Consider the following 25331-nt stretch of genomic DNA (forward strand, 5'->3'; position numbering starts at 1 on the left):
GAACGGCGTTTGCGCCCGACTCTCAACCAAGAGAACGGCCTCCGGCCTGACTCCCGACGACAGGATTGTTTCCCGTGGCATCACTGCAGACCACCCTCCTCGACGAGAACACCGCACCGGCCGTGCGCGCGGACGTCCGCGCGCTGATCGACGCCGAGGTCTCCGACAAGAAGGGCGCCTCCGGCCTGGCGGTCAAGGGCGGATACGGCGCCGTGAAGAAGGTGAGCCCCAGCGTCGTCGACGATGCGGTCGCCAAGCTGTGGCCGAGCTTCGTCGAGAAGCTCGACCCGTTCTGGCAGCGGTACCAGGCCGCGCCGACCGGCACGTTCGGTGAGTTCCTCGCCGCGAACGGTGACGAGGCGTCCGACGCGCTGCTGTCCGTCACCGACGCGCGCATCGACGAGACCAGCAAGTCGACCATCAAGAAGGCGTACTCCTCGCTCCGCCCGTCGGCGAAGAAGAACGTCACCGAGGCTCTCCCGCGCGTCGGCGCCCTGGTGCAGAAGTACGCAGCCTGACCCCCGTGCGCCTTTCGCGTATCCCCGGATGCGCGAAAGGCGCACGGAGGGCCGGATCGTCGATGATGGAGCCATGACTCCACGCAACGATCTCGCAGCCCTCACCAGTGGACGCAACTTCTGGAGCACCGAGCAGCAGGACGGGCTCCCGGCGATCACGCTGACCGACGGCCCGCACGGCGTGCGGATGCAGGCGAGCGACAGCGACATGTTCTCCGGACGACCCGCGACGTGCTTCCCACCGGCCACCGCCACCGCGAGTACCTGGGATCCCGACCTGCTGCGGCGGATGGGAGAGGCGCTGGCCACCGAGGCCCGGTCGATGGACGTGTCCGTCCTGCTGGGCCCCGGCATCAACATCAAGCGCAGCCCGCTCGGTGGCCGCAACTTCGAATACTTCTCGGAGGACCCGTTGCTCACGGGCACGCTCGCCGCCGCCTACGTGCAGGGCGTGCAGAGCCGGGGCGTCGGCACCTCGCTCAAGCACTTCGCGGTCAACAGCCAGGAGACCGACCGCATGCGCGTGAGCGCAGAGGTGGACGAACGCACCCTGCGCGAGATCTACCTCCGGGCGTTCCAGCGTGTGGTGGAGCAGGCGCAGCCGTGGACCGTCATGTGCTCCTACAACCGCATCAACGGCGTCCACGCCTCGCGGAACCGGTGGCTCCTGACGGACGTGCTGCGCGGCGAGTGGGGTTTCGAGGGCGCCGTCGTGTCCGACTGGGGCGCCGTCGTGGACCGGGTCGACTCGATCGCCGCGGGCCTCGACCTGACGATGCCCGGACCCGACGCTGCCGGTGACCAGCGGGTCGCCGACGCGGCGGAGTCCGGTGCGCTCGATCCGGGCGCTCTCGAGACGGCGGCGGCGCGCGTACGCGCACTGGTCGAGCGCGCGCAGGACGCGAGCGGTTCCGTGGACGTCGATCACGATGCCCACCATGCGCTGGCCCGAGAGATCGCGAGCCGGGCGATCGTCCTGCTGAAGAACGACGGTCTGCTGCCCCTCGCACCGGGTTCCGGATCGATCGCCGTGCTCGGTGAGATCGCCCGCACCCCGCGCTACCAGGGCGGCGGTAGTTCGCAGATCACCCCGACCCGGTTGGACGACGCGCTGTCGGCGATCACCGCTGCCGCGCAGGGCGAGGTGGCGTTCGCGCCCGGGTACGACGCCGACCACGCGTCGACCGAGGAGACCGACGCCGACGACGGACTGCTGAACGAGGCCGTCGAGCTCGCTCGCACGCACGACATCGCCCTCGTCTTCGTCGGCAACGACCCCGAGACCGAGGGCATGGACCGCACCACGCTGGCGCTGCCGGAAGGCCATCTGGCCCTGGTCGAGCGAGTGCGCGCGGTGAACGAGAACACCGTGGTGGTGCTGTCGAACGGCGGCGTGGTCCTGACGTCTCCGTGGGACACCGACGTCCCCGCGATCCTCGAGACGTGGCTGCTGGGACAGGCCGGCGGCGGAGCGATCGCCGACGTGCTGTTCGGCGTCGTGAACCCGTCGGGACGGCTCGCGGAGACCGTTCCGCTCCGGCTCGAGGACCACCCGTCCTACCTGGACTTCCCCGGTGAGCACGGGGTCGTCCGCTACGGCGAGGGCATCCACGTGGGCTACCGCGGATTCGATGCGCGCGAGACCGACGTGTCGTACCCCTTCGGGTGGGGCCTGTCGTACACGACGTTCGAGTACGGCGACGTGACCGCGACGGTGGGGGAGCACGGCATCGACGTCACGGTGCCGGTGACCAACACCGGGGACCGGGACGGCAGGGAGGTCGTGCAGATCTACGTGTCTGCGCCCGACGAGGACGCGCACCGCGTTCCGCGTGAGCTCGCGGCCTTCGAGTCGGTCGAGATCGCCGCGGGTGCGACCGAGACCGTGACTCTCACCGTCCGGCGTGCCGACCTGGCGTACTGGGACACCCGGGTGTCGTGCTGGATCGTGGCGCCGGGCGAGTACGTCGTGGCCGCGGCGGCATCGTCGCGCGACCTCCGGAGCGTCGCGATCGTCTCCGTGACGGGCGACGACGTCCGCCTGCCGTTGACGGCCGAGTCGACCGTCACCGAGTGGCTGGACGATCCGCGCGGCGGTGACCTGCTGCGGACGGCCATCGAGGACGGCGACGGACCGTCGGTGGCACAGGCGATGATGGGCAACCCGGAGACGGCAGTCTTCCTGTCGAGCGTCCCGCTCGCCCGCATGGTGGCCTTCGGCGACGGAACCCTGACACCCGATGTCGTCGCGCGGCTCGTGCAGGACGCGAACGGCTAGCCGCGCCCGCGTGCCCGGGTGAACAGCGGGACCACCAGCAGCATCATGAACACCCGGAGCACCTGGGCCGCCACGACGAAGGTCACGTTCACGCTGCTCGCCGCCGCCAGCGCGAGCACCGCGTAGATACCGCCCGGCGTCGTGGCGAGGTAGGCCTCGTACGGGGTGATGCCGGTGGTGCCCACCAGGATCAGGCCGAGCAGCGCGCAGCCCACCGCGATGGCGATGATCAGCAGTACCGCCCACGGGATGATGCGGCCGATGGACTTCAGGCTGTCGAGGGTGAACTGCAGGCCGGCCTGCCATCCGATGACGATGTAGACGAGCTGGAGCAGCAGAAAGGGCACGCCGGCGTCGCCCGTCCACCCCAGCAGGTCCGCGGCACCGGAGATCAGCAACGGTCCGAGCAGGGCGGGCGCGGGCAGGCGGATCAGTCGGCCCAGCGGGATGCCCACCAGCAGGCACACCGCGATGAAGAGCGCGTCCGTCCAGAGCGGGGCGGAGGCGGTGTCGAGTGATCCGCCCTGTCCGGTGTCCGCCGAGAAGACCACCGTGGCGACGAACGGTAGCGACGCGGTGACCAGCAGCACCCGGACGTACTGCACCACGGCGACCACCCGCTCGTCGCCGCCCAGATCACGGGCGATCGCGACCATGCCGGACGCACCCCCGGCCACGAGTGCGAGGGCGCCGGTGGTGGCGTCGAGGTCACGATGCAGTCCGAGGAGAGCGCCGGCCGCGATGGACAGCACCAGGGTGCCGAGCGAGACGACCACCACCCAGATCCAGTCGGACCCCAGCGAGGACATCGTGTCCCGATCGAGCAGGGTGCCGATCTCGACGCCGAGCACGGCCTGCGCGCCCATCGACGCGGTGCGCGGAACCTTCCCCGGGCCCCACCCGCACAACGCGAACACCGTCGCCACGGCGAGCGCGACGAACAGCGCGGCCGACGGAACGCCGACCCGCTCCGCCAGGACGGCGACGACGACGGTCGCCAGAGCGAGCGAGGCCCAGCGCACCGTGCGCGAGCGGTCGAACGGGACCCGATCCGGACTCAAGGCCTGTCGGGGCGCTGGATTCGTCGCACGGCCGGGGGCATGCCCCACTCGTCGCGGCCGAGCCGGCTCAGCGGTGCGAGGGCGCCGAAGTCGGGCAACCCGTCCTCCGCGAGGAACTCCGGACGCACCGTGATCATCGTGACCGCGCCCATGACGACGAACGAGTTGCCCACGTCGACCACCTGATGGAGCGTCGCCTCGATCGAGAGCGGGGACGCGACGACGCGCGGCGGGCGGACGGTCTCACTGGGCTCGCTCTCGAGGTCGACCGCGGTGTACTCGCTCACCGAGGCGTCGTAGTTCGCGGACGTCTGATTGATCTGCTCGAACAACGACTCGGTGGCGAGGTTGACGACGAACTCGCCCGTCTCCTCGATGTTCCGCAGGCTGTCCTTGCGGCCGACCGACGTGAACTGCACCACGGCGGGTGCGCTGGAGGAGACGGAGAAGAAGCTGTACGGCGCCAGGTTCGGTACGCCGTCCGCGGAGACCGTCGACACCCACGCGATGGGTCTGGGCACCACTGACGTGGTGAGAAGCTTGTAGTAGTCGCCGGCGTCCATGGTCTGCGGATCGAAGTGTGTGCGCACCGGTTCATCGTGCCAGGGCCGCGCGCGCCCTGGAGGCCGGCCGATCATTCAGGCAGGTCCGGCATCTGTGACACTCTGAAATGGTGAATACGTCCACCTCTCAAGCCGCCGTCGTCGTCGACGAGATGATCCGCGGCGGCGTCCAGGACGTCGTGCTGTGCCCCGGATCGCGTAACGCGCCGCTCGCGTTCGCGCTCGAGGCCGCCGACCGCGCCGGTCGCGTCCGCCTGCACATGCGCATCGACGAACGCACCGCCGGCTTCCTCGCCATCGGGCTCGCCGTGTCCGGCCGCCGACCCGTCCCTGTCGTGATGACGTCCGGAACCGCCGTCGCCAATCTCGGACCCGCCGTGCTCGAGGCCAATTACGCCCGCATTCCGCTGGTCGTGCTCAGCGCCAACCGCCCCTACGAGATGCTCGGCACCGGCGCCAACCAGACGGTCGAGCAACTCGGCCTGTTCGCGGGTCAGGTGCGCGCGACCATCAGCCTCGGTCTCGCCGAGGAGTCCGACCAGGTCAACAGCCAGTGGCGGTCGGCCGTGTGCCGCGTCCTGGCTGCCGCACGCGGTACGCGCTCGGGCAACGCCGGCCCGGTCCACTTCGACATGCCGCTGCGCGAGCCCCTCACGCCCGACCCGGCCGACTCCCGCCCCGCCCCGGAGGGACGTCCCGACGGCTCCCCGTGGACCACCACGCAGTACGCGACGCTCGACGTTCCGGTGGACCTGGACCTCTCGGTGGACACCGTCGTCATCTCCGGACACGGCGCCGCCTATCGGCCGGAACTCGCCGGGCTGCCGACGGTCGCCGAGCCGACCGCGCCTCTGCACGGCCACCCGCTCAACCCGCTCGCGCTCGGTGCGCTGTCGCCGCGCCAGGCCATCATCACCGGGCGTCCCACGCTGCATCGTCAGGTCTCGAAGGTGCTGGCCGACCCGGCCGTCTCCGTCATCGCTCTCACCACCGGACCCCGCTGGCCCGACGTCTCGGGCAACGTCGTGGCGACCGGAACGCGCGCGCTGGTCACCGGGACACCGTCACCCGAGTGGCTGCGTCGCTGTGCCGACGCCTCGGAGTCGGCCGATGCCGCGGTCCGCGGGCAGCTCGACTCGCTCTCGATTCCAACGGGTCTGCACGTCGCCGCCGCCGTGTCGTCGGCACGTCGGCCGGGTGATCTGCTCGTGCTCGGCGCCTCCAACCCGGTGCGCGACATGGCGCTGGTCGGCTACCCGGCGGAAGACGTCCGGGTGCTGTCCAATCGCGGTGTGGCGGGCATCGACGGCACCGTCTCCACCGCGGTGGGCGCTGCGCTGGCACACGACGGCCGCACCATCGCGTTGATGGGGGACCTGACGTTCCTGCACGACGCGTCCGGACTGCTCATCGGCACCGGGGAGCCCCGACCGCGGGACCTCACCATCGTCGTCGCGAACGACGACGGTGGCGGCATCTTCGAACTGCTCGAGCAGGGTGATCCCCAGTACGCGGGCGTCTTCGAGCGCGTGTTCGGCACTCCGCACGGCATGGACCTCGCGGCGCTGTGTGCCGCGTACCGGATCCCGCACCGGCGGGTCGATCCCGACGAGCTCGCGAAGCTGCTCACGGGTCACGCCGAGAGCACCCGGGTGCTCGAGGTGACCACCGATCGGTCCGGTCTACGCGCGCTGCATGCTTCGATCCGCGCTGCCCTCTAGGCCCTGTCGGCGAGGTACTCCCGTGCCTGCTTGCTCTCGGAGTGCACCATCTTGCCGATCATCTCGGTGACCATGCCCTCGATCTTGCCGCCGACGAACGGGACCTTCACCTCGGCCGTCCCCTTCAGGGTCAGGCGCGATCCGGTGCCATGAGGCACCAGTTCGAACGTTCCGCGCACCTTCGAGGTCAAGCCCGTCGATCCGCCTTCGAGCGTGCCGTTCGCACGGTCGCCTTCGAGCGGTCCCCAGCTGTCCTTGCGCGTGATCACCAGGTCGCCGCGAATCACCTTCCGGACGAACCCCGGCAGCACGGACGCGCCGACCCCCTCGGAGATCACCACGTCGAAGCCGCCGTCGGGCCGGTGCGAGTACTCCACGCTGGCCCGGTCGGAGACCTCCTTGGTTCGCTTGTCCCACAACGCTTCGTCCGTCAAGGCGGAGTGCGCCTGCGCCGGTGTCACGTCGAAGTCCTCGGTGTAACTGAATTTCCGCCCCATGGCGGGAGACGTTACTCGGCGTACCGCTGCCGACGTCCTGCGTGGTGCGGTCGCTAGCCTGTTCTGGTGAACCCCGTCGTCCCGAGTCCGGCCGGTGCCGAGATGTCCGGTGGCGACATGCCTGCTGTCGAGAACTCCGAGGCGGACGAGGCCCCCGTGCGGCGCCGCTCGCGCGTTCCCACCGTTCTCCTGGTGATCGCCACCGTCGTCTCGGTGCTCGCGGTCCTGTTGGTCCTCGCGGCGTGGCGCAACGACCACACCATCTCCTCGGACGAGGGCGTCGCCACGGCCGAGGTGCTGTCGGCCGGACGTCTGCGCTCGGCGGTGAGCTTCGTGACTCCCGACGGCGAGATGCACAATCCCAAGCTCGGAGTGCTGTACCCGACCAACCTCGTCGCCGGTCAGCGCATCGACGTCGAGTACTCCCGCAGCGATCCCGACCTGGTGCGGGTCGCCGGCCGCGACGCCTCGGTGGCCGTCGTGCCCGCGCTCTCCGTCATCGTCGTCACGTGGCTGATCGCCGGCCCGTCGATCCTCTACCTGCGGCGCCGCGACGCGCGCGTCTGACCCGGTACCGGAGGGTTCGCCCGGGGTTCGCCCGCTGGTCACGTCGCCCTCGCACCGCGGTCGTCGCGGCGCGGAACAGTCCACGGTGTGCGCATAGCCGTGGTCGCCGAATCGTTCCTGCCTCACGTCAACGGTGTCACCAACTCGATTCTCCGTGTGCTCGAGCACGCGGAGTCCGCAGGTCACGACGCCATGATCGTCGCGCCGGACACGCCGGCCGGGGTGCCCGCGGCACCGACCTCACACGACTCGTTCCCGGTTCTGCGAGTGCCGTCGGTGATGGTCCCCAAGGTGAGTTCGCTGCCCGTCGGCGTGCCGAGCCCCGGTATGACCGCCGCGCTGCGCTCGTTCGCGCCCGACGTGGTGCACCTGGCATCGCCGTTCTCGCTCGGTGCCGGTGGCCTCGCGGCCGCCCGGAGGCTGGACGTCCCGGCCGTCGCCGTCTATCAGACCGATGTCGCCGGGTTCGCCGAGAGTTACGGTCTCGGGTTGACCTCGCGTGCCTGCTGGGCGTGGACCCGCCGGATCCACAAGGGCAGTGCCCGCACCCTCGCACCGTCGACGTCGGCGATGGACGCACTCGCCGCGCACGGCATCCCCCGCGTGCATCGCTGGGGTCGGGGAGTGGACACCGTGCGCTTCGCGCCGTCGTCGCGGAACGCGGAGCGTCGTGCGCAGTGGGACGCGGGCGACGCGCTGGTGGTGGGCTTCGTCGGCCGGTTGGCACCGGAGAAGCACGTGGAACGCCTCGCGGTACTCGAGCGGACACCGGGCGTGCGTGTGGTGATCGTCGGTGACGGTCCGGAGCGCGCACGGCTCGAGGCGCTCATGCCGTCCGCGGTGTTCACCGGTCAGCTGGGCGGGCAGGCCCTGTCGGAGGCCTACGCGTCCTTCGACGTGTTCGCGCACCCCGGTGAGCACGAGACGTTCTGCCAGACCGTCCAGGAGGCGCTCGCGAGCGGTGTCCCCGTGATCGGACCCGACGCCGGCGGTCCCCGCGATCTGGTGAGCCACTGCCGCAACGGGTACCTGCTGCCCGTGGATCGGTACGAGGAGTTGCTGCCGAGCGCCGTGCAGGCCCTCGCCGACCCCACCACGCGTGCGAGGTTCGCCACGTCCGCGCGCAAGTCCGTCCTGCATCGCACCTGGCCCGCGCTGTGCAGCCAGTTGATCGGCCACTACGAGGCGGTCATCGGCACCTCGGACGTCGGACGGCGGACGACGGCGGCCTAGGTGAGTGCGCGGCCCACGTACTGTTCAGGTGTGGCAGCACACGGCTCCAGAGCGCAACTGGACAAGCAACCGCACGACGTCGCGTCCATGTTCGACGGAGTCGCGAAGCGGTACGACCTGACCAACACCGTCCTGTCCTTCGGGCAGGACCGCGGCTGGCGGCGCGCGACGCGCGACGCGCTCGCGCTGAAGCCCGGGGAAGCGGTGCTCGATCTCGCGGCCGGGACCGGAGTGTCCACGGAGGAACTCGGCCGGTCCGGCGCCTGGTGCGTCGCCACCGACTTCTCCAAGGGCATGCTCCGCGCGGGCCTCTCGCGCGGCGTCCCGATGATCGCGGGCGACGCGATGCACCTGCCGTACGGCGACGACGTGTTCGACGCCGCCACCATCTCGTTCGGTCTCCGCAATGTGGCCGATCACAACGCCGGCCTCGCCGAGATCCTGCGGGTGGTCCGGCCCGGCGGACGGTTGGTGGTGTGCGAGTTCTCCACACCGGTCTTCCCGGCGTTCCGCACCGTCTACATGGAGTACCTGATGAAGGCGCTCCCGGCCGTGGCCCGCACCGTCAGCAGCAATCCCGACGCCTACGTCTACCTGGCGGAATCCATTCGCGCCTGGCCGGACCAGGCGGAGCTCGCGCGGCGCATGCAGTCCGCGGGATGGGGCCGCGTGCAGTGGCGCAATCTCACGGGCGGCATCGTCACCTTGCACAGCGCCGTGAAACCGGTGTACTGAAAGATACGGAGAACGCACCTATCGGTGTTCGTACCGTGTCCGGATACGACATGATCTGCGCATGCCCGTACCGGATTGGCTGCCCTATGCCACCCTCGCTGCCTCGGCCGTCGCCGCCGGCGGGGCCGGTTGGGCCGTCAGCACCACGCGCATGCACCTCACCAGGGAGACGCGCCGCGCGCGCGAGCTGCGCACCATCCGCGCCGAGCTGGCCCATGATTCCGGTCGCCAGGCCGTCGAGACGTCGCTGGTACGCGACCAGGTCACCGAGCGCTACCAGGAGTTGTCGGTCGCGCTGACCACCTTCCAGCGGGTCTGGATCGACGCCGTTCGTCGCCGGACCGCCCCCGACGCGACCGCACTGCCGCCGGGTGCCGACGACCTGCAGGCCGACGTCGACGCCGCCTATCAGGAACTGCTGCGCGTCTCGACGATCACCGTCGTCGTGGCCCGCCAGCGCGTCGCGCCGCTGCTCGAGATGCTCATGTCGCTCGATCTCCGGGTGCTGGTGCCCTACTCCACGACGGGCGCGATGCCGGGTCCGGCCGTCGAGCGGCTGAACCGTGAGCACGGGTTCCTGATCGAGATCCAGCGTCTGCTGCGCGACGCCATGCGCGCCGACCTCGGTCTGCTCGACGCCAACGACCTGGGCCTGTTGATCATGGACACCAAGCGCGTCGTCGACACCCTCTCGCCGGACCGCCGGTCGATCGGCTTCGGCGCCACCGAGCGCCGCATGGTGGAGTACCTGGCCGAGTTCGGGGTGCGGGTACTGGCGGGCGGCAACGAGCGCGACTACACGATGGAAGCGGACCGTTTCGCGTTCTACCAGGCCAAGGACCCGGCGCTCGCCGGCGCGGTCGAGGCCATCCTGGCGCTGTACGGAGCCGAACTGTCCCTCGCCGTCCACGCCGAACTCGACGAGCAGGCACGGCTCCCCGTGCTGCAACGCGTCGTGGCGTCTCTCGAGTGCGGCTTCCGCGATCGCGACGGGATACTTCTGCCGGACGGCACCACCGTGTACGCCTTCCGACCGGGACGCTGACCGGCTCCTGAGGCAGCCGGGCACTCTCAGGAGAACGGTGGCCGGTCGTCCACCTTCAGCGACGTCGATCCCGCGGCCCGCCAGGCGCGCGCGACCACGTCGCGATCCTCGTCGGTGATGAGATTGCCCATCACCCGCACGGCGACGGTCATGATCGCGCGCGACCGCATGCCGATCGGCCCCGTGGCGGGCAGGAACCGCGGCACCGTCAGCAGTCCCGCGAGGCGACGAGCGACCGAGAAGCTCTGCCCGTAGTGCTCGCGGAGCACCGCCGGCCACACCTGCGTCAGATCTGCGCCGTCCAGGTGTTCGGCGATCAGTCGACCACCCTCGAGTCCGTAGTCGATGCCCTCACCGTTGAGCGGATTCACGCAGGCCGCCGCATCGCCGACGAGCGCCCAGTTGGGGCCCGCCACGTCCGAGACCGCGCCGCCCATCGGCAGCAGGGCGGACTGCACGCGGCGCACGCCGCCGCTCAGGCCCCACTCGGACTCCCGTTGTGACGCATAGAGATTCAGGAGAGGTCGCAGCGCGCCGGCAGCCGGGCGCTTCGAGGTGGCGAGCGTCCCCACCCCCACGTTCACCTCGCCGGTGCCCTCGTCGTTCACGCCCAGCGGGAACACCCACCCGTAGCCGGCCTGCAGGGTGCCCTCCTCGTCGCGGAGCTCGAGGTGCGAGGTGATCCACTCGTCCTCACTGCGGTCACTCGTGACGTATGCCCGTGCCGCGACCCCGAAAGCGGTGTCGCGGTGCCACGTACGGCCGAGGATCTTGCCGAGCGGCGAGCGCACCCCGTCCGCCACGATCAGCGTGCGACAGGCCACGGCGACAGGGCCGTCGGCGGTGTCGAACATCACCTCGGTGACCCGCCCGCTCACCAGCACCGCATCGACGGCCTTGGCGTTCTCCATCATCACCGCGCCGTCGTCGACGGCCACCCGGCGGATCCGGTCGTCCAACTCGGTACGCGGTACCGCGGAACCGATGTCGGGGAGGGAGCCACCCGGCCACGGCAGCGTGAGTTCCTGACCGAATCCGGTGAGGCGTAGGCCACGATTGATCGCCCGCGAGCGCACCCAGTCACCGAGTCCCAGCTCGTCGAGCTCGGCCACGGCACGCGGCGTGAGTCCGTCACCGCAGGTCTTGTCGCGCGGGAACGTGGCGGCGTCCGCGAGAATCGTGTCGTGACCAGCTCGTACGGACCAGGCCGCGGCGGCGCTGCCCGCGGGTCCCGCTCCGACGACGAGAACGTCGGTCACGCGTCGAGTTCCCGGTGTCACACCCTGTGCGCGTCCATCCGTCATCGTTCCATCTTGCAGGCACGATAGGTTGGAGGCAGACGCGGCGCCGAGGCCCGGAGCCGCGCGAGGTGTTCGACGACGAGAAATGGGTGCGAGCGCGGTGACCGAGACGAGTGCGAGTGGGGCCACCGTGGTGGCGGGCGTGGATCTCGGGAACGCGGAGTTCGCGGAGATCGTGCGCGCGGCGATGGCCGAGGTCGAGAGCCTGCTCGTGACCGAGCTGTCCGACGGTGAGGACTTCCTCACCGAGGCGGCGCTGCACCTCGCCAAGGCCGGCGGCAAGCGGTTCCGCCCGCTGTTCACCATTCTCACCGGTCAGCTCGGCCCCAAGGCGTCCAGTCCGGACATCGTCACCGCGGCCACCGTGCTCGAGATGGTGCACCTCGCGACGCTGTATCACGACGACGTCATGGACGAGGCCGCCATGCGCCGCGGCGTGGAGTCCGCCAACGCGCGCTGGGGCAACAGCGTCGCCATCCTCGCGGGCGACTACCTCTTCGCACACGCGTCGCGCCTGGTCTCGACGCTGGGCCCCTCCGCCGTCCGTACGATCGCCGAGACGTTCGCCGCGCTGGTCACGGGCCAGATGCGCGAGACGATCGGCAGCAAGCCCGATCAGGATCCGGTCGATCACTACCTCACCACGGTGTGGGAGAAGACGGGTTCGCTGATCGCGACGAGCGGTCGCTTCGGCGGCACGTTCTCCGGGGGCGACGACGAGCACATCGAGCGGCTCGAGCGTCTCGGCGACGCGGTGGGCACCGCGTTCCAGATCTCCGACGACATCATCGACATCTCGTCCGCCGCGTCGGACTCCGGCAAGACGCCGGGCACCGACCTGCGCGAGGGCGTCCACACGCTGCCCGTACTGTTCGCGCTGCGCGACGAGGGTGCGGACGGCGACCGGCTCCGCCACCTGCTGCGCGGTCCCATCACCGACGACGCGGACGTGGCCGAGGCGTTGACTCTGCTGGGTCGTTCGCCGGGCATGGCCAAGGCACGCGAGACGCTCGACACCTACGCCCAGCGGGCGCGCACCGAGCTGGACGCTCTGCCACAGGGCCCGGCCAACGACGCGCTGCGCAAGCTGGTCGAGTACACGGTCGCCCGCATCAGCTGACGGGAACTACCCGCGTCACCTCGGTCGTTGTTCGTGCAGGAAGCACTGCGGCGAGAGGATCGGCGACACACGATGAAGTTCGCGAACGGCATGAAGACGTTCGGCCTGATGGTCGGGATGTCGGCTCTGATCGTCTTCATCGGCGCTCTGTTCCAGAACTCGACCATCCTGGTGGTCGCGGTCGTCCTGGCCGTCGGCATGAACGGGTACGCCTACTTCAACAGCGACAAGCTGGCGCTGAAGTCGATGCACGCCCAGCCGATCACCGAGGTCGAGTACCCGCGCATCTTCGCGATCGTCCGCGAGCTGGCCACCGCGGCGCATCAGCCCATGCCGCGGCTCTACATCAGCCCCACCAACGCCCCCAACGCGTTCGCCACGGGACGCAACCCGCGCAACGCGGCGGTGTGTTGCACCAGCGGCATCCTTGCGCTGCTGAACGAGCGTGAGCTGCGCGCGGTCCTCGGCCACGAGCTCTCGCACGTCTACAACCGCGACATCCTCATCTCGTCCGTGGCGGGCGCCATGGCGGCCGTGGTGTCCGGACTCGCGAACTTCGCGTTCTTCGCGAACGTCTTCGGCGGGCGCGGGAACGGGCAGGGCGCCAACCCGCTGGCCCTGCTGCTGGTGTCGATGCTCGGACCGATCGCGGCGTCCCTGGTGAAGCTGGCCGTGTCGCGCTCGCGGGAGTACCAGGCGGACCAGTCGGGTGCCGAGCTCACCGGCGACCCCCTGGCGCTGGCCTCCGCGCTCCGCAAGCTGCAGAGCGGCACCCAGGCCGCCCCGCTGCCCCCCGAGCCGCGCCTCACGGCCCAGTCGCACCTGATGATCGCCAACCCGTTCCGGGCGGGTGACCGCGCGAGCAAGCTGTTCTCCACGCACCCGCCGATGGAGGAGCGCATCGCCCGCCTCGAGCGCATGGCGGGGCCCTACCGCTGAGTCAGCGGTAGTTGACGAACTGCAGGGCGATGCCGAAGTCCTCGCCCTTGAGCAGCTGCTGAACGGCCTGGAGGTCGTCACGCTTCTTGCTGCTCACCCGCAGTTCCTCGCCCTGGATCTGCGCCTTGACGCCCTTGGGGCCCTCGTCGCGGATCTTCTTCGAGATCTTCTTGGCGTTCTCGGTGGTGATGCCCTGCACCAGCGTGCCGGTGATCTTGTAGGTCTTGCCCGACTGCACGGGATCGCCGGCGTCGAAGGCCTTGAGCGAGATGTCGCGTCGGATGAGCTTCTCCTTGAAGACGTCCAGGGCGGCCTTCGCGCGTTCCTCGGCCTCGGCGGTGATGACGATGGCCTCGTCTCCGGACCACTCGATGCTCGCGCCGGTGCCGCGGAAGTCGAAGCGGGTCGACAGCTCCTTGCCGGCCTGGTTCAGAGCGTTGTCGACCTCCTGGCGGTCCACCTTGCTCACGACGTCGAACGACGAATCAGCCACTGACAACACTCCTTCGTGCGTGATCGGTACGGTGCCGACGGTAGCGTGTCCAGCCGGTTTGCCATCGAGGGGTGCGGTCGTTGTATTCTGCGTATCGCACCTGGAGCGGTCACTCGACGAGTGTCCGGCGCCATGGAGCATCCCGGCAGATTGCCCGAGCGGCCAATGGGAGCGGACTGTAAATCCGTCGGCTTATGCCTACGTAGGTTCGAATCCTACATCTGCCACACCCGACGAGACCCCGGCGAGAATCCTCGCCGGGGTCTCGTCGTCGGGGTGGGGGCAGGCGGCACGCGAAACGCCGCGTGCAACTCGTTCACCAGGCAATTTGGCGAGCGGTCTGACCCCTGTGTAATGTCTTCGAAGGCTTCGACGTGCACCTCGTGTGCGCCGATCCTGCCCCCTTAGCTCAGTCGGTAGAGCGTTTCCATGGTAAGGAAAAGGTCAACGGTTCGATTCCGTTAGGGGGCTCGCGGGACCGAGCGCCGGCCGGCGTCCGGCACCGAGGCGGTGTAGCTCAGTCGGTAGAGCAAACGACTCATAATCGTTGTGTCGCCGGTTCAAGTCCGGCCATCGCTACTCGACAGAGGACTCCGCCGCTGCTGCGCGCAGTGGGGTCCGGTATTCATGACCGACGCAGCACCCGTATCGCGCTCTACCCGAAAGCAGGCATCGACGTGGCCTCCTCCACTGACGTTCGGCCCAAGATCACCTTGGCGTGCGAGGTGTGCAAGCACCGTAACTACATCACCAAGAAGAATCGCCGCAACGATCCCGATCGCCTCGAGATCAAGAAGTTCTGCCCGAACTGCGGAACTCATCGCGCGCACCGCGAATCTCGCTGATCATTCGCACAGCAGCGCTGCCCCGGCACAGTCGCCGTGGCAGCGCTGACGTGTGTCCAGGTGCCGGTGACCCAGTCGGCTCGGCGCCGTCCGTCTCGAACTCGCCCGACAGAGCCGTCCGGACTGTCTCTCGTCCCACGCTCGGGTGTCCCGTGGTGAGTTCCACATCATTCTCGGGGGAGTCGACGACGTGACAGTCACCGCAACCGCAACCGACCGGGGCGACACGCCTGCCGTGGACCCGGCGGTGCACACCGCCAGCATGGTCGGGCATCACTACCGCATGCCCGACTTCTACGAGATCGGGCGCGAGAAGGTGCGCGAGTACTCGCGGGCCGTGCAGAACGATCATCCCGCGCACTCCTCGGAGGACGCCGCGGCCGAGCTCGGGTACGAGCATCTCGTCGCACCGGCCACCTTCATCTCGGTCGTCGGCATCATCGCGCAGAAGGCCATGTTCGACGAGGTCATCACCGGGTACGACCTGTCGCAGATCATGCAGGCGGATCAGCGTCTCGAGTTCCACCGTCCGATCGTGGCGGGGGACCGCCTGACCGTCGACGTGAGCCTGGAGTCCTTCCGCCAGATGGGTGGAAGCGACATCATCATCACGAAGAACATGGTCACGGACGAGGCCGGCGAGGACGTCATGACGTCCTGGACGACACTCGTGGCGAAGACCGGCGGCGGTTCCGATCAGGACGCGCTGGAGATGGCGAAAGGTGTCATGAAACATGACTCGTAAGCAGTTCGACCAGGTCACCGTCGGCGACGACCTTCCCGAGCGCACCTACGAGCTCACCCGCGGTGACCTCGTGAACTACTCGGGCGTCTCCGGCGACCCGAACCCGATCCACTGGAGTGATCCGGTCGCGCGCACGCTCGCCGGACTCTCGGACGTCGTCGCCCACGGCATGCTCACCATGGGACTCGGCGCCGGTTTCGTCACCGACTGGTCGGGTGATCCGGGCGCCATCACCGAGTACAACGTGCGCTTCACCAGCCCCGTGCTGGTCAAGGAGACCGAGCCGGCCAAGGTCGACTTCACGGGTCGCATCAAGTCGGTCGACGCGGACACCCGCAAGGCCGTCGTCGCCATCACCGCGAAATACGAGGGCAAGAAGATCTTCGGTCGCGCCGTCGCGACCGTCCAGCTCGCGTGATCCGGCTCTCCGATCGCCGACTCGAGTCAGCGATTTCGGGGGCGTCCGTGAGTGCAGTACACTGAGATCTCCGGGGTCGTACAGCGCTGTGCGCTGTCCGTCGCCGGTACGACCGGATCTCGATCCGGCCGAAGGGGCGTAGCTCAATTGGTAGAGCAACGGTCTCCAAAACCGTAGGTTGCAGGTTCAAGTCCTGTCGCCCCTGCCACGTTCGAAAGCGGTGCTTCGGACAGTGGTCATGCAGAGCATTCGAGTGCAGACACCCTGCCGACGACCGAGAGGAACGACGTGAGCGATCAGCGCGGCGCGCGCGACAGCAGCTCCGACGGTTCCGAGGATCTCGGTGCGGACGATGCTGTCGTCGCCGACGATGCTGCTGCCGCCCACGATGCCGCCGGGTCGAGCCGGCCCTCCGGCAAGCGCGCAGCCCGCCGGACCCGGTCCGCTGACGATGCTCCGTCGCTGATCAAGGATGGTGCCAAGACCACCGCCGGCAAGTCTGTCGCCACCGCCTCTCGTGTCGAGGGCCGCACCCGCGCCGAAGCGACGCCGAAGATGAACATCTTCAAGCGGCTCCGCAAGTTTCTGCGCGAGGTCGTCGCCGAGCTGCGCAAGGTCATCTGGCCCAACCGCAAGCAGATGGTCACCTACACCGCTGTGGTGTTGGTGTTCGTGACGTTCATGGTGGCCTACATCAGTGGGCTGGACCTGGCGTTCATCAGGGGAGTGCAGTGGCTGTTCGGCTGACGCCGGACACACAGGTCCGCACGACCACCCCGAGTACGACCGGAACGATTACAGGAAGCGAGTGCCTTTCGTGAGCACGCCCCATAACGACGCCACCGAAGTGGCCGCCTACGACGCTCAGGTCGAGGCGACCAAGCAGGGCCTCGAAGCGGAGCAGGCCGCACAGGACCGCGAGACCGACGAGGCCATCGCGGCCGACGTCGCTGCCGCCACCGGTGACACCGACGAGTCGGAGACCGTCGACGCCGATGCGGACGCCGTCGTCGCCGACGACGCTCCCATCGACGCGGAGCCGGTCGACCCCGTCGCCGAGATGAAGGCTGCGCTGCGGCGCGCCCCCGGCGACTGGTACGTCATCCACTCGTACGCCGGATACGAGAACAAGGTGAAGACCAACCTCGAGACCCGCGTCCAGAACCTCGACGTCGGTGACTACATCTTCCAGGTGGAAGTTCCCACCGAGGAGGTCACCGAGATCAAGAACGGCCAGCGCAAGCAGGTCAACCGCAAGGTGCTGCCGGGCTACATCCTGGTGCGCATGGAACTGAACGACGAGTCCTGGGGTGCTGTCCGCAACACTCCCGGTGTCACCGGCTTCGTCGGCGCCACGTCGCGCCCGTCCCCGTTGACCATCAACGAGGTCGTCAAGTTCCTCATGCCGCAGGAGGACAAGAAGAAGGCCACCGCGGGCGCCACCACCGGTGCCGAGGGTGCGGGCGAGACGTCGTCGAAGCCGACCATCGAGGTCGACTTCGAGGTCGGCGAGTCCGTCACCGTCATGGACGGCCCCTTCGCCACGCTTCCCGCCAGCATCAGCGAGGTCAACGCCGAGCAGCAGAAGCTCAAGGTGCTGGTGTCCATCTTCGGCCGCGAGACTCCGGTCGAGCTGGGCTTCACTCAGGTCGCGAAGATCTAGGGCGCTCAGAACCCCCCACAACTTGCAGGCAGTACCGCAAGACATCCGAGAACCACGCAACAACCTAGGAATCACAGATGCCCCCCAAGAAGAAGAAGCTAGCCGGGATCATCAAGCTTCAGATCCAGGCCGGTCAGGCCAACCCGGCACCGCCCGTGGGCCCCGCCCTCGGTCAGCACGGCGTCAACATCATGGAGTTCTGCAAGGCGTACAACGCCGCGACCGAGTCGCAGCGTGGCAACGTCGTGCCGGTGGAGATCTCGGTCTACGAGGACCGGACCTTCGACTTCAAGCTGAAGACCCCGCCTGCCGCCAAGCTGCTGCTCAAGGCAGCCGGCGTCGCCAAGGGTTCGGGCGAGCCGCACAAGACCAAGGTCGCCACGGTGACCATGGACCAGGTGCGCGAGATCGCCAAGACCAAGGCCGAGGATCTGAACGCCAACGACATCGACCAGGCCGCGAAGATCATCGCCGGCACTGCTCGCTCGATGGGTATCACGGTCGAAGGCTGAGCCACCGGCTCACCAGCTCCACAGCATCACGTGGGAGAGCCGGCCAGGCTCGTCAACCACGCTCCGAACAACGAACGGACATCATCATGGCAAAGCGCAGCAAGGCCTACGAGGCCGCAGCAGCGAAGATCGATCAGGACCAGCTCTACTCGCCGCTCTCGGCGGCGAAGCTGGCCAAGGACACCGCGTCGAGCAAGTTCGATCCGACCGTCGAGGTCGCGATGCGCCTCGGCGTCGATCCCCGCAAGGCGGACCAGATGGTGCGCGGCACCGTCAACCTGCCCCACGGCACCGGTAAGACCGCCCGCGTCATCGTCTTCGCCGCAGGCGCGAAGGCCGACGAGGCCGTCGCCGCCGGTGCGGACGAGGTCGGCGCAGAGGACCTGATCGAGCGGATCCAGGGCGGATGGCTGGAGTTCGACGCAGCGATCGCCACCCCTGACCAGATGGCCAAGGTCGGCCGCATCGCCCGCGTTCTCGGACCGCGTGGCCTGATGCCGAACCCGAAGACGGGCACGGTCACCAACGACGTGACCAAGGCCGTCGGCGACATCAAGGGCGGCAAGATCAACTTCCGCGTCGACAAGCAGGCCAACCTGCACTTCGTCATCGGCAAGGCGTCGTTCGACGACGCCAAGCTGGTGGAGAACTACGGCGCAGCCCTGGACGAGATCCTGCGTGCGAAGCCGTCGTCGGCCAAGGGCCGTTACGTCAAGAAGATCACGGTCTCGACCACCACCGGACCGGGCATCCCGGTGGACCCGAACCGTACTCGGAACCTCCTCGAGGACGACGCGACCGCCTGAGTCACTCGCAGCACCGAAGAAGGCCGGCACCCCGTGAGGGTGCCGGCCTTCGTCGCGTTCTCAGGCCTTGGCGACGTTCGTGAGAATCGTGTCGACCACGCGGTCCACCAGGGCGTTCGGGATGTCGTGCGCCATGCCGTCGACGAGCACCAGCTCGGATCCGACCACGTGGCGCGCGATGGCCTTCCCGCCGGCGGGACGCACGAGGGGATCCGCCGTGCCGTGGATGACGACCGTCGGCGCCGTGATCCGCTTCGTGTACTTCGCGAGGCTCCCGGTTCCGGTGATCGCCGCGAGCTGGCGGACGATGCCGGCCGGGTAGTAGCCGCGGTCGTACGCCTCGGTCGCGTCGGCGACACGTTCGTCCCGCGTGGTGGGGAACTGCTTGCTGCCGATCGTCTGGAACGTCGTCGCCTGGTGTTCGATGATCTGCTCGCGCGTCGCGTTCTTGGGCGGCGGCTTGAGCAGCGGCGCGAGCGCGCGGACGTCCGGCGGCGGCAGGAACGCCTCGTTGGTGCTGGAGAAGAGGATGGAGACCGAGCGGATGCGCTCCGGGTGCGACCCCGCGACCACCTGCGTGATCATGCCGCCCATCGAGGCGCCGACGATGTGGGCCGACTCGATGCCCAGGTGGTCGAGCAGACCGACGGTGTCCTCGGCCATGTCCACCACCGTGTACGGAACCGAGCTCGACTGCCCGAGTTCGTGGCGGACCAGTCGCAGCAGGATGTTCCCCGTGACGCGCTGCCCGTCGAGCTTGCCCGAGAGTCCGATGTCTCGGTTGTCGAAGCGGATCACGCGATAGCCGGCGTTGATCAGCTTGCGGCAGAACGGCATCGACCACGTGAGCAGCTGGCAGCCCAGTCCCATGACGAGCAGGATCGGCGGGTTCTCGATGTCGCCCATGTCCTCGTAGGCGATGTCGACCGCGCCGACCGAGGCGGTGCCGGTACGGACCTCGACCTCGACCTCGACCTCGGTCTCGGAACGGCCGGTCTCGGGTGTGCCTGTCATACGTGGATCTCCTTACCAGCCGGGCTCACCGAGCAGCGGCAACGTGATGAAACTGGGGTCCGTCGGGTCGAGGTCGACGTCCTGCGCTCGCCATCGGGTGCGGAGGCGATCGGGCAGGATCGGCACGAATCGAGGCGCGTCGGCCGCGAAGATGTCGAGTCGCAGGCGGTGTCCGGGGTGCAGGACCGCCTCGGTCGAGAGTAGTTCGATGTCGAGGACGATCGGTTCGCCGGGGACCACGGGGAGCAGTGACTCGCGCGTGAGCGGGTGGTGGGCCACCAGGTAGTCACCCGACTCGGTGCGGATGCTCTCCTCGTCGTCGATCGCGCGGCGCGACGCCAGCAGCGCACCGTTGGTGAGCACGGTGGGAGTGCCGTCTGGAGCGACGTCGCACAGCATCACGGCCCACATCGACTCGCGGGCGCGCGCGACGGTGCGGACGTGGACGTTGGCGGGGCCCGAGTAGACGACGGTGGTCATGACGGGAGGCGTCGTGAACGTGAGCGCGTCACCCTCCGCGAAGCGGTTGTCGTAGGTGAAGCCGCCGCCGAGAACGGCCGGAACACCGGCCAGCACCTGCGTGGTGTCGCGGGAGACGACGGTGCGGAACCCGGGCTTCACCGTCAGACGGGCCGTGTCGGTCGGCGCCTCGAAGTGCAGGGACCCGTCGTGCCGACTGTGCGACGCGGTACCGGACGAGTCGGCGCTCAGGTAGAGGCGCCGAGCCACGGCGGCGGGCGCGGGGAACCGGCCGTGCGCTTCCCACCCGCCGCCCTGCTGACGCAGCGTGACCGGTCCGTAGCGGTCGATACCGTTGTCGATGCCGCGCAGCCACTTGTCGAACCAGGCGCGTTCGAGCACGTCGAGTCGCGGCGGGAACCCGGGTTCACCGAAGCCGATCCCGGGGTTGCCGTGGTACCCGTCGCCCACCAGAAGTTGCTTGCGCCCGCGTTCGACGGTGAGTCGGTTGTACATGTCGGGTGCCGCGCCGCCGAAGATGTCGTGCCAGCAGCCGTAGAGGAACGTGGGGACCGCGATGTCCTCGATGGTGGGATCGATGGTGTCGAAGGACGGGTCGTCGTAGATGCGTGGGTCCGAACCGGTGAGGAACCCGTTCACCAGATTGCTGATGTTCGTGGCGGGGGACCGTATGCGATCCGCGAGCCAGCCGACTCCGCCGCGTCGCAGGATCTGTACTGCCGGAACCCATTTGAGGGTGTTCACGGCGGTGAGCCACAGGGGGATGAAGAGCGACGGTGCGCCGCCGGTGGCGAAGATCTCGCGGACGATGTCCTCGGATCCCTCGACGGCGAACACGGCGTCCGGTCCCGCGCTGCCCGCGGCGGCGGCCTGCAGGGAGTTGATGGCGGAGTAGGAGATGCCGGCCATGCCGACGCGCCCGTCGCACCACGGCGACGCCCGGATCCACTCGAGGATCTCCAGGGTGTCGAGTTGTTCACGCGGGCCGAGGGTGTCCCACACGCCGGACGAGGAACCGGTGCCGCGCGCGTCGATGATGACCTGCACGTAGCCGCTACGGACGAGATGGCGGTTCACGGTGAGCAGATCCGCCGCACCGCCCGCGACGACGCGGGTGATCTCGGAGATGCCGTCGAACGGGGTTCCCGAGAGGTCGACGGAGCGGGACACGCGCCGCAGCGCCGGCCCCAGCACGGGTGCGGCGAGGAGTGCGTCGATCGAGTCGAGCAGGACCGAGTTGTACGGGGTGATGTTGAGGACGACGGGGAAGCGGGAGGAGACGGATCGTCCACTCGCGTCGGCGGGGGACACGACGATGGCGCGGAGGACGGCTCCGTCCGTCATCGTGACGGCGGCGCCGCGGTCGATGTGCACACGGGGGAACTCGGGAGTGGACTCCACGAGTTCTGCCCATGCTCGGCCGTCGGCGCCGCCGGTGGGATCACGGTGGAAGGGCGAGACGACATGCTCGGGTTGCACCAGTGCATGGGCCGATGTCGTCGTCATGAACGTCGAGTCAACCTCATTGCTGTGACACGCGGTACACAACACGCCATTCCCGGCCCTTCGACAACGACGAGGGCACGTCGTCGTTCGATGTCACCAGGTGAGTGCGCTGCTACTTGCCGCCCTCGGGGGTTCCCTCGCTGTCGCTGAAGAAGGCCCACTCGCCGTCGTGCTCCACTTCGAGACGCCAGCCGAGCTCGGCGTCGTCGGACTTGCTCTCCTTGAACCAGGTGTGGGCGTCGGTGGAGTTGGGGATCTCCTTGGTGGCGACGACGGATCCGGTGGGGTCGAGTACGCGATAATTGGCCATGAGCACCGTGTTCCCTCGGGAGAGCACCTCTCAAACCGAGGGGGCTCCGCCCCCGTGCGCCCTTTGCGTACGCGGGGATGCGCTTAAGGCGCACAGGGGCGTAGCCCTTTTGGTGTCTCCGGCGGCCCCGGGGTACTCTTCTCTTCGGACACCGTGCGGTCGCGTCTGCGATCGTGCGACGTTCACCTGATCTGTTCCACCCAAGACCGTTGGTCATCGTGATCTCCGAAGAGGTTCGCCTCGTCGGAGATGGCGATTGAAGGTCCGGCCGAGCCGGCGACCCACGCAGGAGGACGAGGACCAGGGATACGTGTTGCTGACTCTCTCCGAGTCGCGCCGCCCGCATTCCGACGCCCCGTGTGCCCTGCACCGGGGCGTTTCTGCTTGTTCGGGCCGGGCCGACTCGACGCAACGAGAGGAGGCGAAGTATGGCAAAGGCTGAGAAGGTATCCGCGGTCGCGGAGATCTCCGAGCAGTTCAAGGGCGCCACGGCGGCCGTCGTCACGGAATACCGTGGCTTGTCGGTCACCCGTCTGACGGAGCTCCGTCGGGCCCTCGGTACCGGAGCTACGTACTCCGTCGCCAAGAACACCCTGGTCAAGCGTGCCGCAGCTGATGCGGGCATCGAAGGCCTCGACGACTTGTTCGTCGGTCCGACCGCCATCGCATTCATCGATGGTGAGCCGGTCGACGCTGCCAAGGCGATCAAGCAGTTCGCCAAGGACAACAAGGCGCTCGTCATCAAGGGCGGCTACATGGACGGCCGCGCGCTGTCCGTGGACGAGGTCAACAGGATCGCGGATCTCGAATCCCGCGAGGTCCTGCTGGCCAAGCTCGCCGGCGCGATGAAGGGCAACCTGGCAAAGGCCGCAGGCCTGTTCAACGCTCCCGCCTCGCAGGTCGCGCGTCTCGCGGCTGCGCTGCAGGAGAAGAAGGCTGCAGAAGAGGGCGCTTCGGCGCCGGAAGCCGCAGCTGCCGACTAGCTGATCCGCAAGGACTGCACATCACCCCGCGCGGCCGGCCTCCGGCCTGCACGCAATCTCCTGTCCCCGGATCGGCGACAAGGACTTACAGAGAGGACCGCCACCATGGCGAAGCTCAGCACCGAAGAATTGCTCGACCAGTTCAAGGAGCTCACCCTCCTCGAGCTCTCCGAGTTCGTGAAGGCATTCGAGGAGACCTTCGAGGTCACCGCAGCTGCCCCCGTCGCCGTTGCTGCCGCAGGCGGAGCAGCTGCTCCCGCCGAGGCCGCTGAGGAGCAGGACGAGTTCGACGTCGTCCTCGAGGGCGCCGGCGACAAGAAGATCCAGGTCATCAAGGTCGTCCGTGAGGTCGTCTCCGGCCTGGGCCTGAAGGAAGCCAAGGACCTCGTCGAGAGCGCTCCGAAGGCCATCCTGGAGAAGGTGGACAAGGCTTCGGCCGACGCCGCCAAGGAGAAGCTCGAAGCTGCCGGCGCGAAGATCTCCATCAAGTGATCTAGCCCCACAGCGCAGAAGCGGCCGTACCCCTCGGGGTGCGGCCGCTTTTCTCGTGTCTGGCGACGGTGCGCGGAGTCAGCCCACGGTGGGCAGTGCGGCGCGGGCGAGAAGGTCTCCACCCACAGCCCGGATCTCGATCTCCGCGACGTCGGGACGAAGCACCGCGGCGTTCATGCGGCAGTCGATGGTCACGGAGCTACCGAGGAAACTGCCCGAGGAACGATCCGTGCCGGTGCGGTCCACCAGAACCACCTCGAACGCTTCGTCGACCGGGACTCCCTCCATGTCCAGGACCGTCTCGGTGCCCCACGTGTGAGCAACCAGGCCGCCGTCGACAGTGACGCCGGGACTCGACGCGGTGAAGTCGATCGCCTCGAACGCGCCCAGCTCGCCCGGTGGTCCCTCGACCTCGGGGGCCGCGATCGTGCTGTCGGCGGGCGTCTCGCCACCCTCGGTGCCGACCGTCTGCACACCGAGCACCGCGGCGACGCCCACGGCGATCCCGGCGACAGCTGCAGCGGCCGGGACGAGGCGACCGCGTGCGGACGGTCTGACGATGCGTCGTCGAAGCAGGTCACCGGGTTCCGCATCGACCCAGGTCAGTCCCGCTGCCGACCCCAGCGACGCGACCGTCTCGCGCATCTCACGGATCTCGTCGGCGACCGAGGTGTCCTCGGCCTCCAGAATGCGAAGCTCGCGCCGCTCGGCGTCGGTCAGGTCGCCGGCCACCGCAGCCGCGATCAACTCCTCTCGTCGCGGATGTCCCGGAGTCATCAGGTCTCCTGACCGTCGAAGTGAACGCGCAGGGCGCGCAGTGCGTAGTACGCGCGGGTGCGCAGGGTGCCGATCGCGACGCCGGTGCCGGCCGACAGCTCCGCGTAGGACAGGCCGGTCAGGTGGATGGCCACCACCACCTGTCGATGTTCGGGGGACAGGGTGGCCAGACCCTCCACCACCCGCATCCGGGTCAGGACGTGATCGCTTCGATCGGGTTCCACGGCGTCGCCTTCCGCGACGGGGGAGGACGCGACCAGCGGAGTACGGCCTCGCGACCGCAGAGCATCCGCGACGACGTTGCGTGCGATGGCGAAGAGCCAGGTCCGAGTTCCACCCCGGGACTCGTCGAACCTGTCCTGCGCTCGCCACGCACGTACGAAGGTCTCCTGCACGCAGTCCTCGGCGGCGACACGATCGTGCAACACGTTCACGGCGAAACCCAGCAGCGACGACGCGTAGGCGTCGTAGGCGGCCGTGAGATCGAACGTCCCGCTCTCGCGCGACCGGAAGATCGCCAGCGTCTGCCCCCTCGATGTCGGGGGAGGGGTGTACCCCGCCGGTGCCCGTGCAGGACGAACCCTACTCACCGTCGACGCCGCTCCGACCTCCATGGTGGGTGTACGTCGAGAAGTGCGACGACGTTCGACCGTGGTGAACGTTTCGGTCATTCCGGACGTATCCCCTCTCGAAGGACGTCCGCGCATCC

At 68.6% G+C, this 25331-nt stretch carries 28 protein-coding genes and 4 tRNA genes; 22 read left to right on the top strand and 10 right to left on the bottom strand.

The genetic code is table 11. From position 1 onward, the window contains the following. Nucleotides 1-74 precede the first annotated feature (74 nt). Nucleotides 75-518 carry a DUF6918 family protein gene (locus tag OG947_RS13980; protein WP_037184699.1) on the top strand — a complete coding sequence of 148 codons (444 nt, stop codon included), beginning with the start codon at nucleotides 75-77 and terminating at the stop codon, nucleotides 516-518. A gap of 73 nt (nucleotides 519-591) precedes the next feature. Beyond that, entirely contained in the window at nucleotides 592-2796 is a 2205-nt protein-coding gene (locus OG947_RS13985) for a glycoside hydrolase family 3 C-terminal domain-containing protein (RefSeq protein ID WP_328812098.1), read from the top strand. Here the strand turns inward: OG947_RS13985 and OG947_RS13990 are convergent. After that, nucleotides 2793-3857 carry an AbrB family transcriptional regulator gene (locus OG947_RS13990; RefSeq protein ID WP_222631861.1) on the bottom strand — a complete coding sequence of 355 codons (1065 nt, stop codon included), beginning with the start codon at nucleotides 3855-3857 and terminating at the stop codon, nucleotides 2793-2795. The two genes, OG947_RS13985 and OG947_RS13990, sit on opposite strands and share 4 nt — an antisense overlap. Continuing rightward, nucleotides 3854-4447 (bottom strand): flavin reductase family protein, encoded by a 594-nt coding sequence (locus OG947_RS13995; RefSeq protein ID WP_442973063.1) that lies wholly within the window; start codon nucleotides 4445-4447, stop codon nucleotides 3854-3856. The genes OG947_RS13990 and OG947_RS13995 overlap by 4 nt, the downstream gene beginning before the upstream one ends. 83 nt (nucleotides 4448-4530) lie before the next feature. Here OG947_RS13995 and menD point away from each other — a divergent pair, with 83 nt between their 5' ends. Next, a complete protein-coding gene (gene menD / locus OG947_RS14000) occupies nucleotides 4531-6141 on the top strand; it encodes a 2-succinyl-5-enolpyruvyl-6-hydroxy-3-cyclohexene-1-carboxylic-acid synthase (protein WP_328814028.1) in 1611 nt (536 codons plus the stop codon). On the opposite strand, the gene OG947_RS14005 is transcribed toward menD, so the two are convergent. After that, nucleotides 6138-6638, bottom strand: a complete 501-nt coding sequence (locus OG947_RS14005) for a DUF2505 domain-containing protein (protein WP_027504543.1) — start codon at nucleotides 6636-6638, stop codon at nucleotides 6138-6140. The two genes, menD and OG947_RS14005, sit on opposite strands and share 4 nt — an antisense overlap. A gap of 117 nt (nucleotides 6639-6755) precedes the next feature. Between OG947_RS14005 and OG947_RS14010 the strand changes: the two genes are divergently transcribed. From OG947_RS14010 to OG947_RS14025, 4 genes are all read left to right on the top strand, one after another. After that, on the top strand, nucleotides 6756-7205 hold the full coding sequence (locus OG947_RS14010) for a DUF3592 domain-containing protein (protein WP_051613160.1): 450 nt from the start codon (nucleotides 6756-6758) through the stop codon (nucleotides 7203-7205). Nucleotides 7206-7292: 87 nt separating this feature from the next. Next, the gene (locus tag OG947_RS14015; protein ID WP_328812099.1) at nucleotides 7293-8438 is read left to right on the top strand and encodes a glycosyltransferase family 4 protein; all 1146 of its coding nucleotides are present in this window, start codon (nucleotides 7293-7295) and stop codon (nucleotides 8436-8438) included. A gap of 30 nt (nucleotides 8439-8468) precedes the next feature. Beyond that, the gene (locus OG947_RS14020; RefSeq protein ID WP_027504546.1) at nucleotides 8469-9173 is read left to right on the top strand and encodes a demethylmenaquinone methyltransferase; all 705 of its coding nucleotides are present in this window, start codon (nucleotides 8469-8471) and stop codon (nucleotides 9171-9173) included. Nucleotides 9174-9234: 61 nt separating this feature from the next. Beyond that, the gene (locus tag OG947_RS14025; RefSeq protein WP_328812100.1) at nucleotides 9235-10218 is read left to right on the top strand and encodes a hypothetical protein; all 984 of its coding nucleotides are present in this window, start codon (nucleotides 9235-9237) and stop codon (nucleotides 10216-10218) included. A gap of 26 nt (nucleotides 10219-10244) precedes the next feature. Here OG947_RS14025 and OG947_RS14030 read toward each other — a convergent pair whose 3' ends face one another. Continuing rightward, the gene (locus tag OG947_RS14030; RefSeq protein ID WP_051613089.1) at nucleotides 10245-11522 is read right to left on the bottom strand and encodes a geranylgeranyl reductase family protein; all 1278 of its coding nucleotides are present in this window, start codon (nucleotides 11520-11522) and stop codon (nucleotides 10245-10247) included. A gap of 82 nt (nucleotides 11523-11604) precedes the next feature. Between OG947_RS14030 and OG947_RS14035 the strand changes: the two genes are divergently transcribed. Further along, complete coding sequence (locus tag OG947_RS14035; RefSeq protein WP_051613090.1) at nucleotides 11605-12639, top strand: polyprenyl synthetase family protein; 1035 nt, start codon at nucleotides 11605-11607, stop codon at nucleotides 12637-12639. Nucleotides 12640-12711: 72 nt separating this feature from the next. After that, nucleotides 12712-13578, top strand: a complete 867-nt coding sequence (gene htpX / locus OG947_RS14040) for a zinc metalloprotease HtpX (RefSeq protein WP_027504550.1) — start codon at nucleotides 12712-12714, stop codon at nucleotides 13576-13578. A 1-nt stretch (nucleotide 13579) separates the two neighbouring features. On the opposite strand, the gene OG947_RS14045 is transcribed toward htpX, so the two are convergent. Continuing rightward, nucleotides 13580-14071 (bottom strand): YajQ family cyclic di-GMP-binding protein, encoded by a 492-nt coding sequence (locus OG947_RS14045; RefSeq protein ID WP_056441678.1) that lies wholly within the window; start codon nucleotides 14069-14071, stop codon nucleotides 13580-13582. Nucleotides 14072-14215: 144 nt separating this feature from the next. Between OG947_RS14045 and OG947_RS14050 the strand changes: the two genes are divergently transcribed. The 11 genes from OG947_RS14050 to rplA all read left to right on the top strand — a co-directional run bounded on the left by OG947_RS14050 (nucleotide 14216) and on the right by rplA (nucleotide 19060). Continuing rightward, a tRNA-Tyr gene (locus OG947_RS14050) sits at nucleotides 14216-14298 on the top strand. 171 nt (nucleotides 14299-14469) lie between these two features. Continuing rightward, nucleotides 14470-14542, top strand: a tRNA-Thr gene (locus OG947_RS14055). Between the two features lie 35 nt (nucleotides 14543-14577). After that, a tRNA-Met gene (locus OG947_RS14060) sits at nucleotides 14578-14650 on the top strand. A 98-nt stretch (nucleotides 14651-14748) separates the two neighbouring features. Continuing rightward, complete coding sequence (gene rpmG, locus OG947_RS14065; protein ID WP_027504552.1) at nucleotides 14749-14916, top strand: 50S ribosomal protein L33; 168 nt, start codon at nucleotides 14749-14751, stop codon at nucleotides 14914-14916. 190 nt (nucleotides 14917-15106) lie between these two features. After that, nucleotides 15107-15661, top strand: coding sequence for a (3R)-hydroxyacyl-ACP dehydratase subunit HadA (hadA, locus tag OG947_RS14070; protein WP_051613161.1), 555 nt, complete (start codon nucleotides 15107-15109; stop codon nucleotides 15659-15661). Further along, nucleotides 15651-16079: a (3R)-hydroxyacyl-ACP dehydratase subunit HadB gene (gene hadB / locus OG947_RS14075; protein ID WP_027504553.1), complete on the top strand. Its 429-nt coding sequence runs from the start codon at nucleotides 15651-15653 to the stop codon at nucleotides 16077-16079. The genes hadA and hadB overlap by 11 nt, the downstream gene beginning before the upstream one ends. A 132-nt stretch (nucleotides 16080-16211) precedes the next feature. Beyond that, nucleotides 16212-16287 (top strand) — tRNA-Trp (locus OG947_RS14080). Nucleotides 16288-16367: 80 nt separating this feature from the next. Continuing rightward, nucleotides 16368-16826 carry a preprotein translocase subunit SecE gene (gene secE / locus OG947_RS14085; RefSeq protein ID WP_027504554.1) on the top strand — a complete coding sequence of 153 codons (459 nt, stop codon included), beginning with the start codon at nucleotides 16368-16370 and terminating at the stop codon, nucleotides 16824-16826. Between the two features lie 70 nt (nucleotides 16827-16896). Beyond that, nucleotides 16897-17742, top strand: coding sequence for a transcription termination/antitermination protein NusG (gene nusG / locus OG947_RS14090; protein ID WP_056442340.1), 846 nt, complete (start codon nucleotides 16897-16899; stop codon nucleotides 17740-17742). Nucleotides 17743-17819: 77 nt separating this feature from the next. Next, nucleotides 17820-18254, top strand: a complete 435-nt coding sequence (gene rplK, locus OG947_RS14095; RefSeq protein WP_027504556.1) for a 50S ribosomal protein L11 — start codon at nucleotides 17820-17822, stop codon at nucleotides 18252-18254. A gap of 86 nt (nucleotides 18255-18340) precedes the next feature. Then, the gene (gene rplA / locus OG947_RS14100; protein WP_027504557.1) at nucleotides 18341-19060 is read left to right on the top strand and encodes a 50S ribosomal protein L1; all 720 of its coding nucleotides are present in this window, start codon (nucleotides 18341-18343) and stop codon (nucleotides 19058-19060) included. 60 nt (nucleotides 19061-19120) lie between these two features. On the opposite strand, the gene OG947_RS14105 is transcribed toward rplA, so the two are convergent. The 3 genes from OG947_RS14105 to OG947_RS14115 all read right to left on the bottom strand — a co-directional run bounded on the left by OG947_RS14105 (nucleotide 19121) and on the right by OG947_RS14115 (nucleotide 22370). Next, nucleotides 19121-19966 carry an alpha/beta fold hydrolase gene (locus tag OG947_RS14105; RefSeq protein WP_051613162.1) on the bottom strand — a complete coding sequence of 282 codons (846 nt, stop codon included), beginning with the start codon at nucleotides 19964-19966 and terminating at the stop codon, nucleotides 19121-19123. Nucleotides 19967-20086: 120 nt separating this feature from the next. Then, entirely contained in the window at nucleotides 20087-22060 is a 1974-nt protein-coding gene (locus OG947_RS14110) for a CocE/NonD family hydrolase (protein WP_328812102.1), read from the bottom strand. Between the two features lie 112 nt (nucleotides 22061-22172). Next, entirely contained in the window at nucleotides 22173-22370 is a 198-nt protein-coding gene (locus OG947_RS14115; RefSeq protein WP_027504559.1) for a hypothetical protein, read from the bottom strand. Nucleotides 22371-22798: 428 nt separating this feature from the next. On the opposite strand from OG947_RS14115, the gene rplJ reads away from it, so the two are divergent. Beyond that, nucleotides 22799-23353, top strand: a complete 555-nt coding sequence (gene rplJ / locus OG947_RS14120; RefSeq protein WP_027504560.1) for a 50S ribosomal protein L10 — start codon at nucleotides 22799-22801, stop codon at nucleotides 23351-23353. Between the two features lie 105 nt (nucleotides 23354-23458). Beyond that, the gene (gene rplL, locus OG947_RS14125; protein WP_027504561.1) at nucleotides 23459-23845 is read left to right on the top strand and encodes a 50S ribosomal protein L7/L12; all 387 of its coding nucleotides are present in this window, start codon (nucleotides 23459-23461) and stop codon (nucleotides 23843-23845) included. Nucleotides 23846-23923: 78 nt separating this feature from the next. Here rplL and OG947_RS14130 read toward each other — a convergent pair whose 3' ends face one another. Both OG947_RS14130 and OG947_RS14135 read right to left on the bottom strand, forming a co-directional pair. Then, nucleotides 23924-24622, bottom strand: coding sequence for a hypothetical protein (locus OG947_RS14130; protein WP_328812103.1), 699 nt, complete (start codon nucleotides 24620-24622; stop codon nucleotides 23924-23926). Further along, nucleotides 24622-25293, bottom strand: coding sequence for a sigma-70 family RNA polymerase sigma factor (locus OG947_RS14135; protein ID WP_328812104.1), 672 nt, complete (start codon nucleotides 25291-25293; stop codon nucleotides 24622-24624). The genes OG947_RS14130 and OG947_RS14135 overlap by 1 nt, the downstream gene beginning before the upstream one ends. Nucleotides 25294-25331: the final 38 nt, after the last annotated feature.

The sequence above is a fragment of the Rhodococcus sp. NBC_00297 genome (assembly GCF_036173065.1).
Classification (GTDB): Bacteria; Actinomycetota; Actinomycetes; order Mycobacteriales; family Mycobacteriaceae; genus Rhodococcoides.

Bases quoted from the DNA above. Each gene is read 5' to 3' on its own strand.
- OG947_RS13985 (WP_328812098.1), top strand. From the start codon at position 592: ATGACTCCACGCAACGATCTCGCAGCCCTCACCAGTGGACGCAACTTC.
- OG947_RS14005 (WP_027504543.1), bottom strand. From the start codon at position 6,638: ATGGGGCGGAAATTCAGTTACACCGAGGACTTCGACGTGACACCGGCG.
- OG947_RS14010 (WP_051613160.1), top strand. From the start codon at position 6,756: ATGCCTGCTGTCGAGAACTCCGAGGCGGACGAGGCCCCCGTGCGGCGC.
- OG947_RS14025 (WP_328812100.1), top strand. From the start codon at position 9,235: ATGCCCGTACCGGATTGGCTGCCCTATGCCACCCTCGCTGCCTCGGCC.
- OG947_RS14030 (WP_051613089.1), bottom strand. From the start codon at position 11,522: ATGACGGATGGACGCGCACAGGGTGTGACACCGGGAACTCGACGCGTG.
- OG947_RS14035 (WP_051613090.1), top strand. From the start codon at position 11,605: ATGGGTGCGAGCGCGGTGACCGAGACGAGTGCGAGTGGGGCCACCGTG.
- htpX (WP_027504550.1), top strand. From the start codon at position 12,712: ATGAAGTTCGCGAACGGCATGAAGACGTTCGGCCTGATGGTCGGGATG.
- hadB (WP_027504553.1), top strand. From the start codon at position 15,651: ATGACTCGTAAGCAGTTCGACCAGGTCACCGTCGGCGACGACCTTCCC.
- rplK (WP_027504556.1), top strand. From the start codon at position 17,820: ATGCCCCCCAAGAAGAAGAAGCTAGCCGGGATCATCAAGCTTCAGATC.
- rplA (WP_027504557.1), top strand. From the start codon at position 18,341: ATGGCAAAGCGCAGCAAGGCCTACGAGGCCGCAGCAGCGAAGATCGAT.
- OG947_RS14105 (WP_051613162.1), bottom strand. From the start codon at position 19,966: ATGGGCGACATCGAGAACCCGCCGATCCTGCTCGTCATGGGACTGGGC.
- OG947_RS14110 (WP_328812102.1), bottom strand. From the start codon at position 22,060: ATGACGACGACATCGGCCCATGCACTGGTGCAACCCGAGCATGTCGTC.
- OG947_RS14115 (WP_027504559.1), bottom strand. From the start codon at position 22,370: ATGGCCAATTATCGCGTACTCGACCCCACCGGATCCGTCGTCGCCACC.
- rplJ (WP_027504560.1), top strand. From the start codon at position 22,799: ATGGCAAAGGCTGAGAAGGTATCCGCGGTCGCGGAGATCTCCGAGCAG.
- rplL (WP_027504561.1), top strand. From the start codon at position 23,459: ATGGCGAAGCTCAGCACCGAAGAATTGCTCGACCAGTTCAAGGAGCTC.
- OG947_RS14130 (WP_328812103.1), bottom strand. From the start codon at position 24,622: ATGACTCCGGGACATCCGCGACGAGAGGAGTTGATCGCGGCTGCGGTG.
- OG947_RS14135 (WP_328812104.1), bottom strand. From the start codon at position 25,293: ATGACCGAAACGTTCACCACGGTCGAACGTCGTCGCACTTCTCGACGT.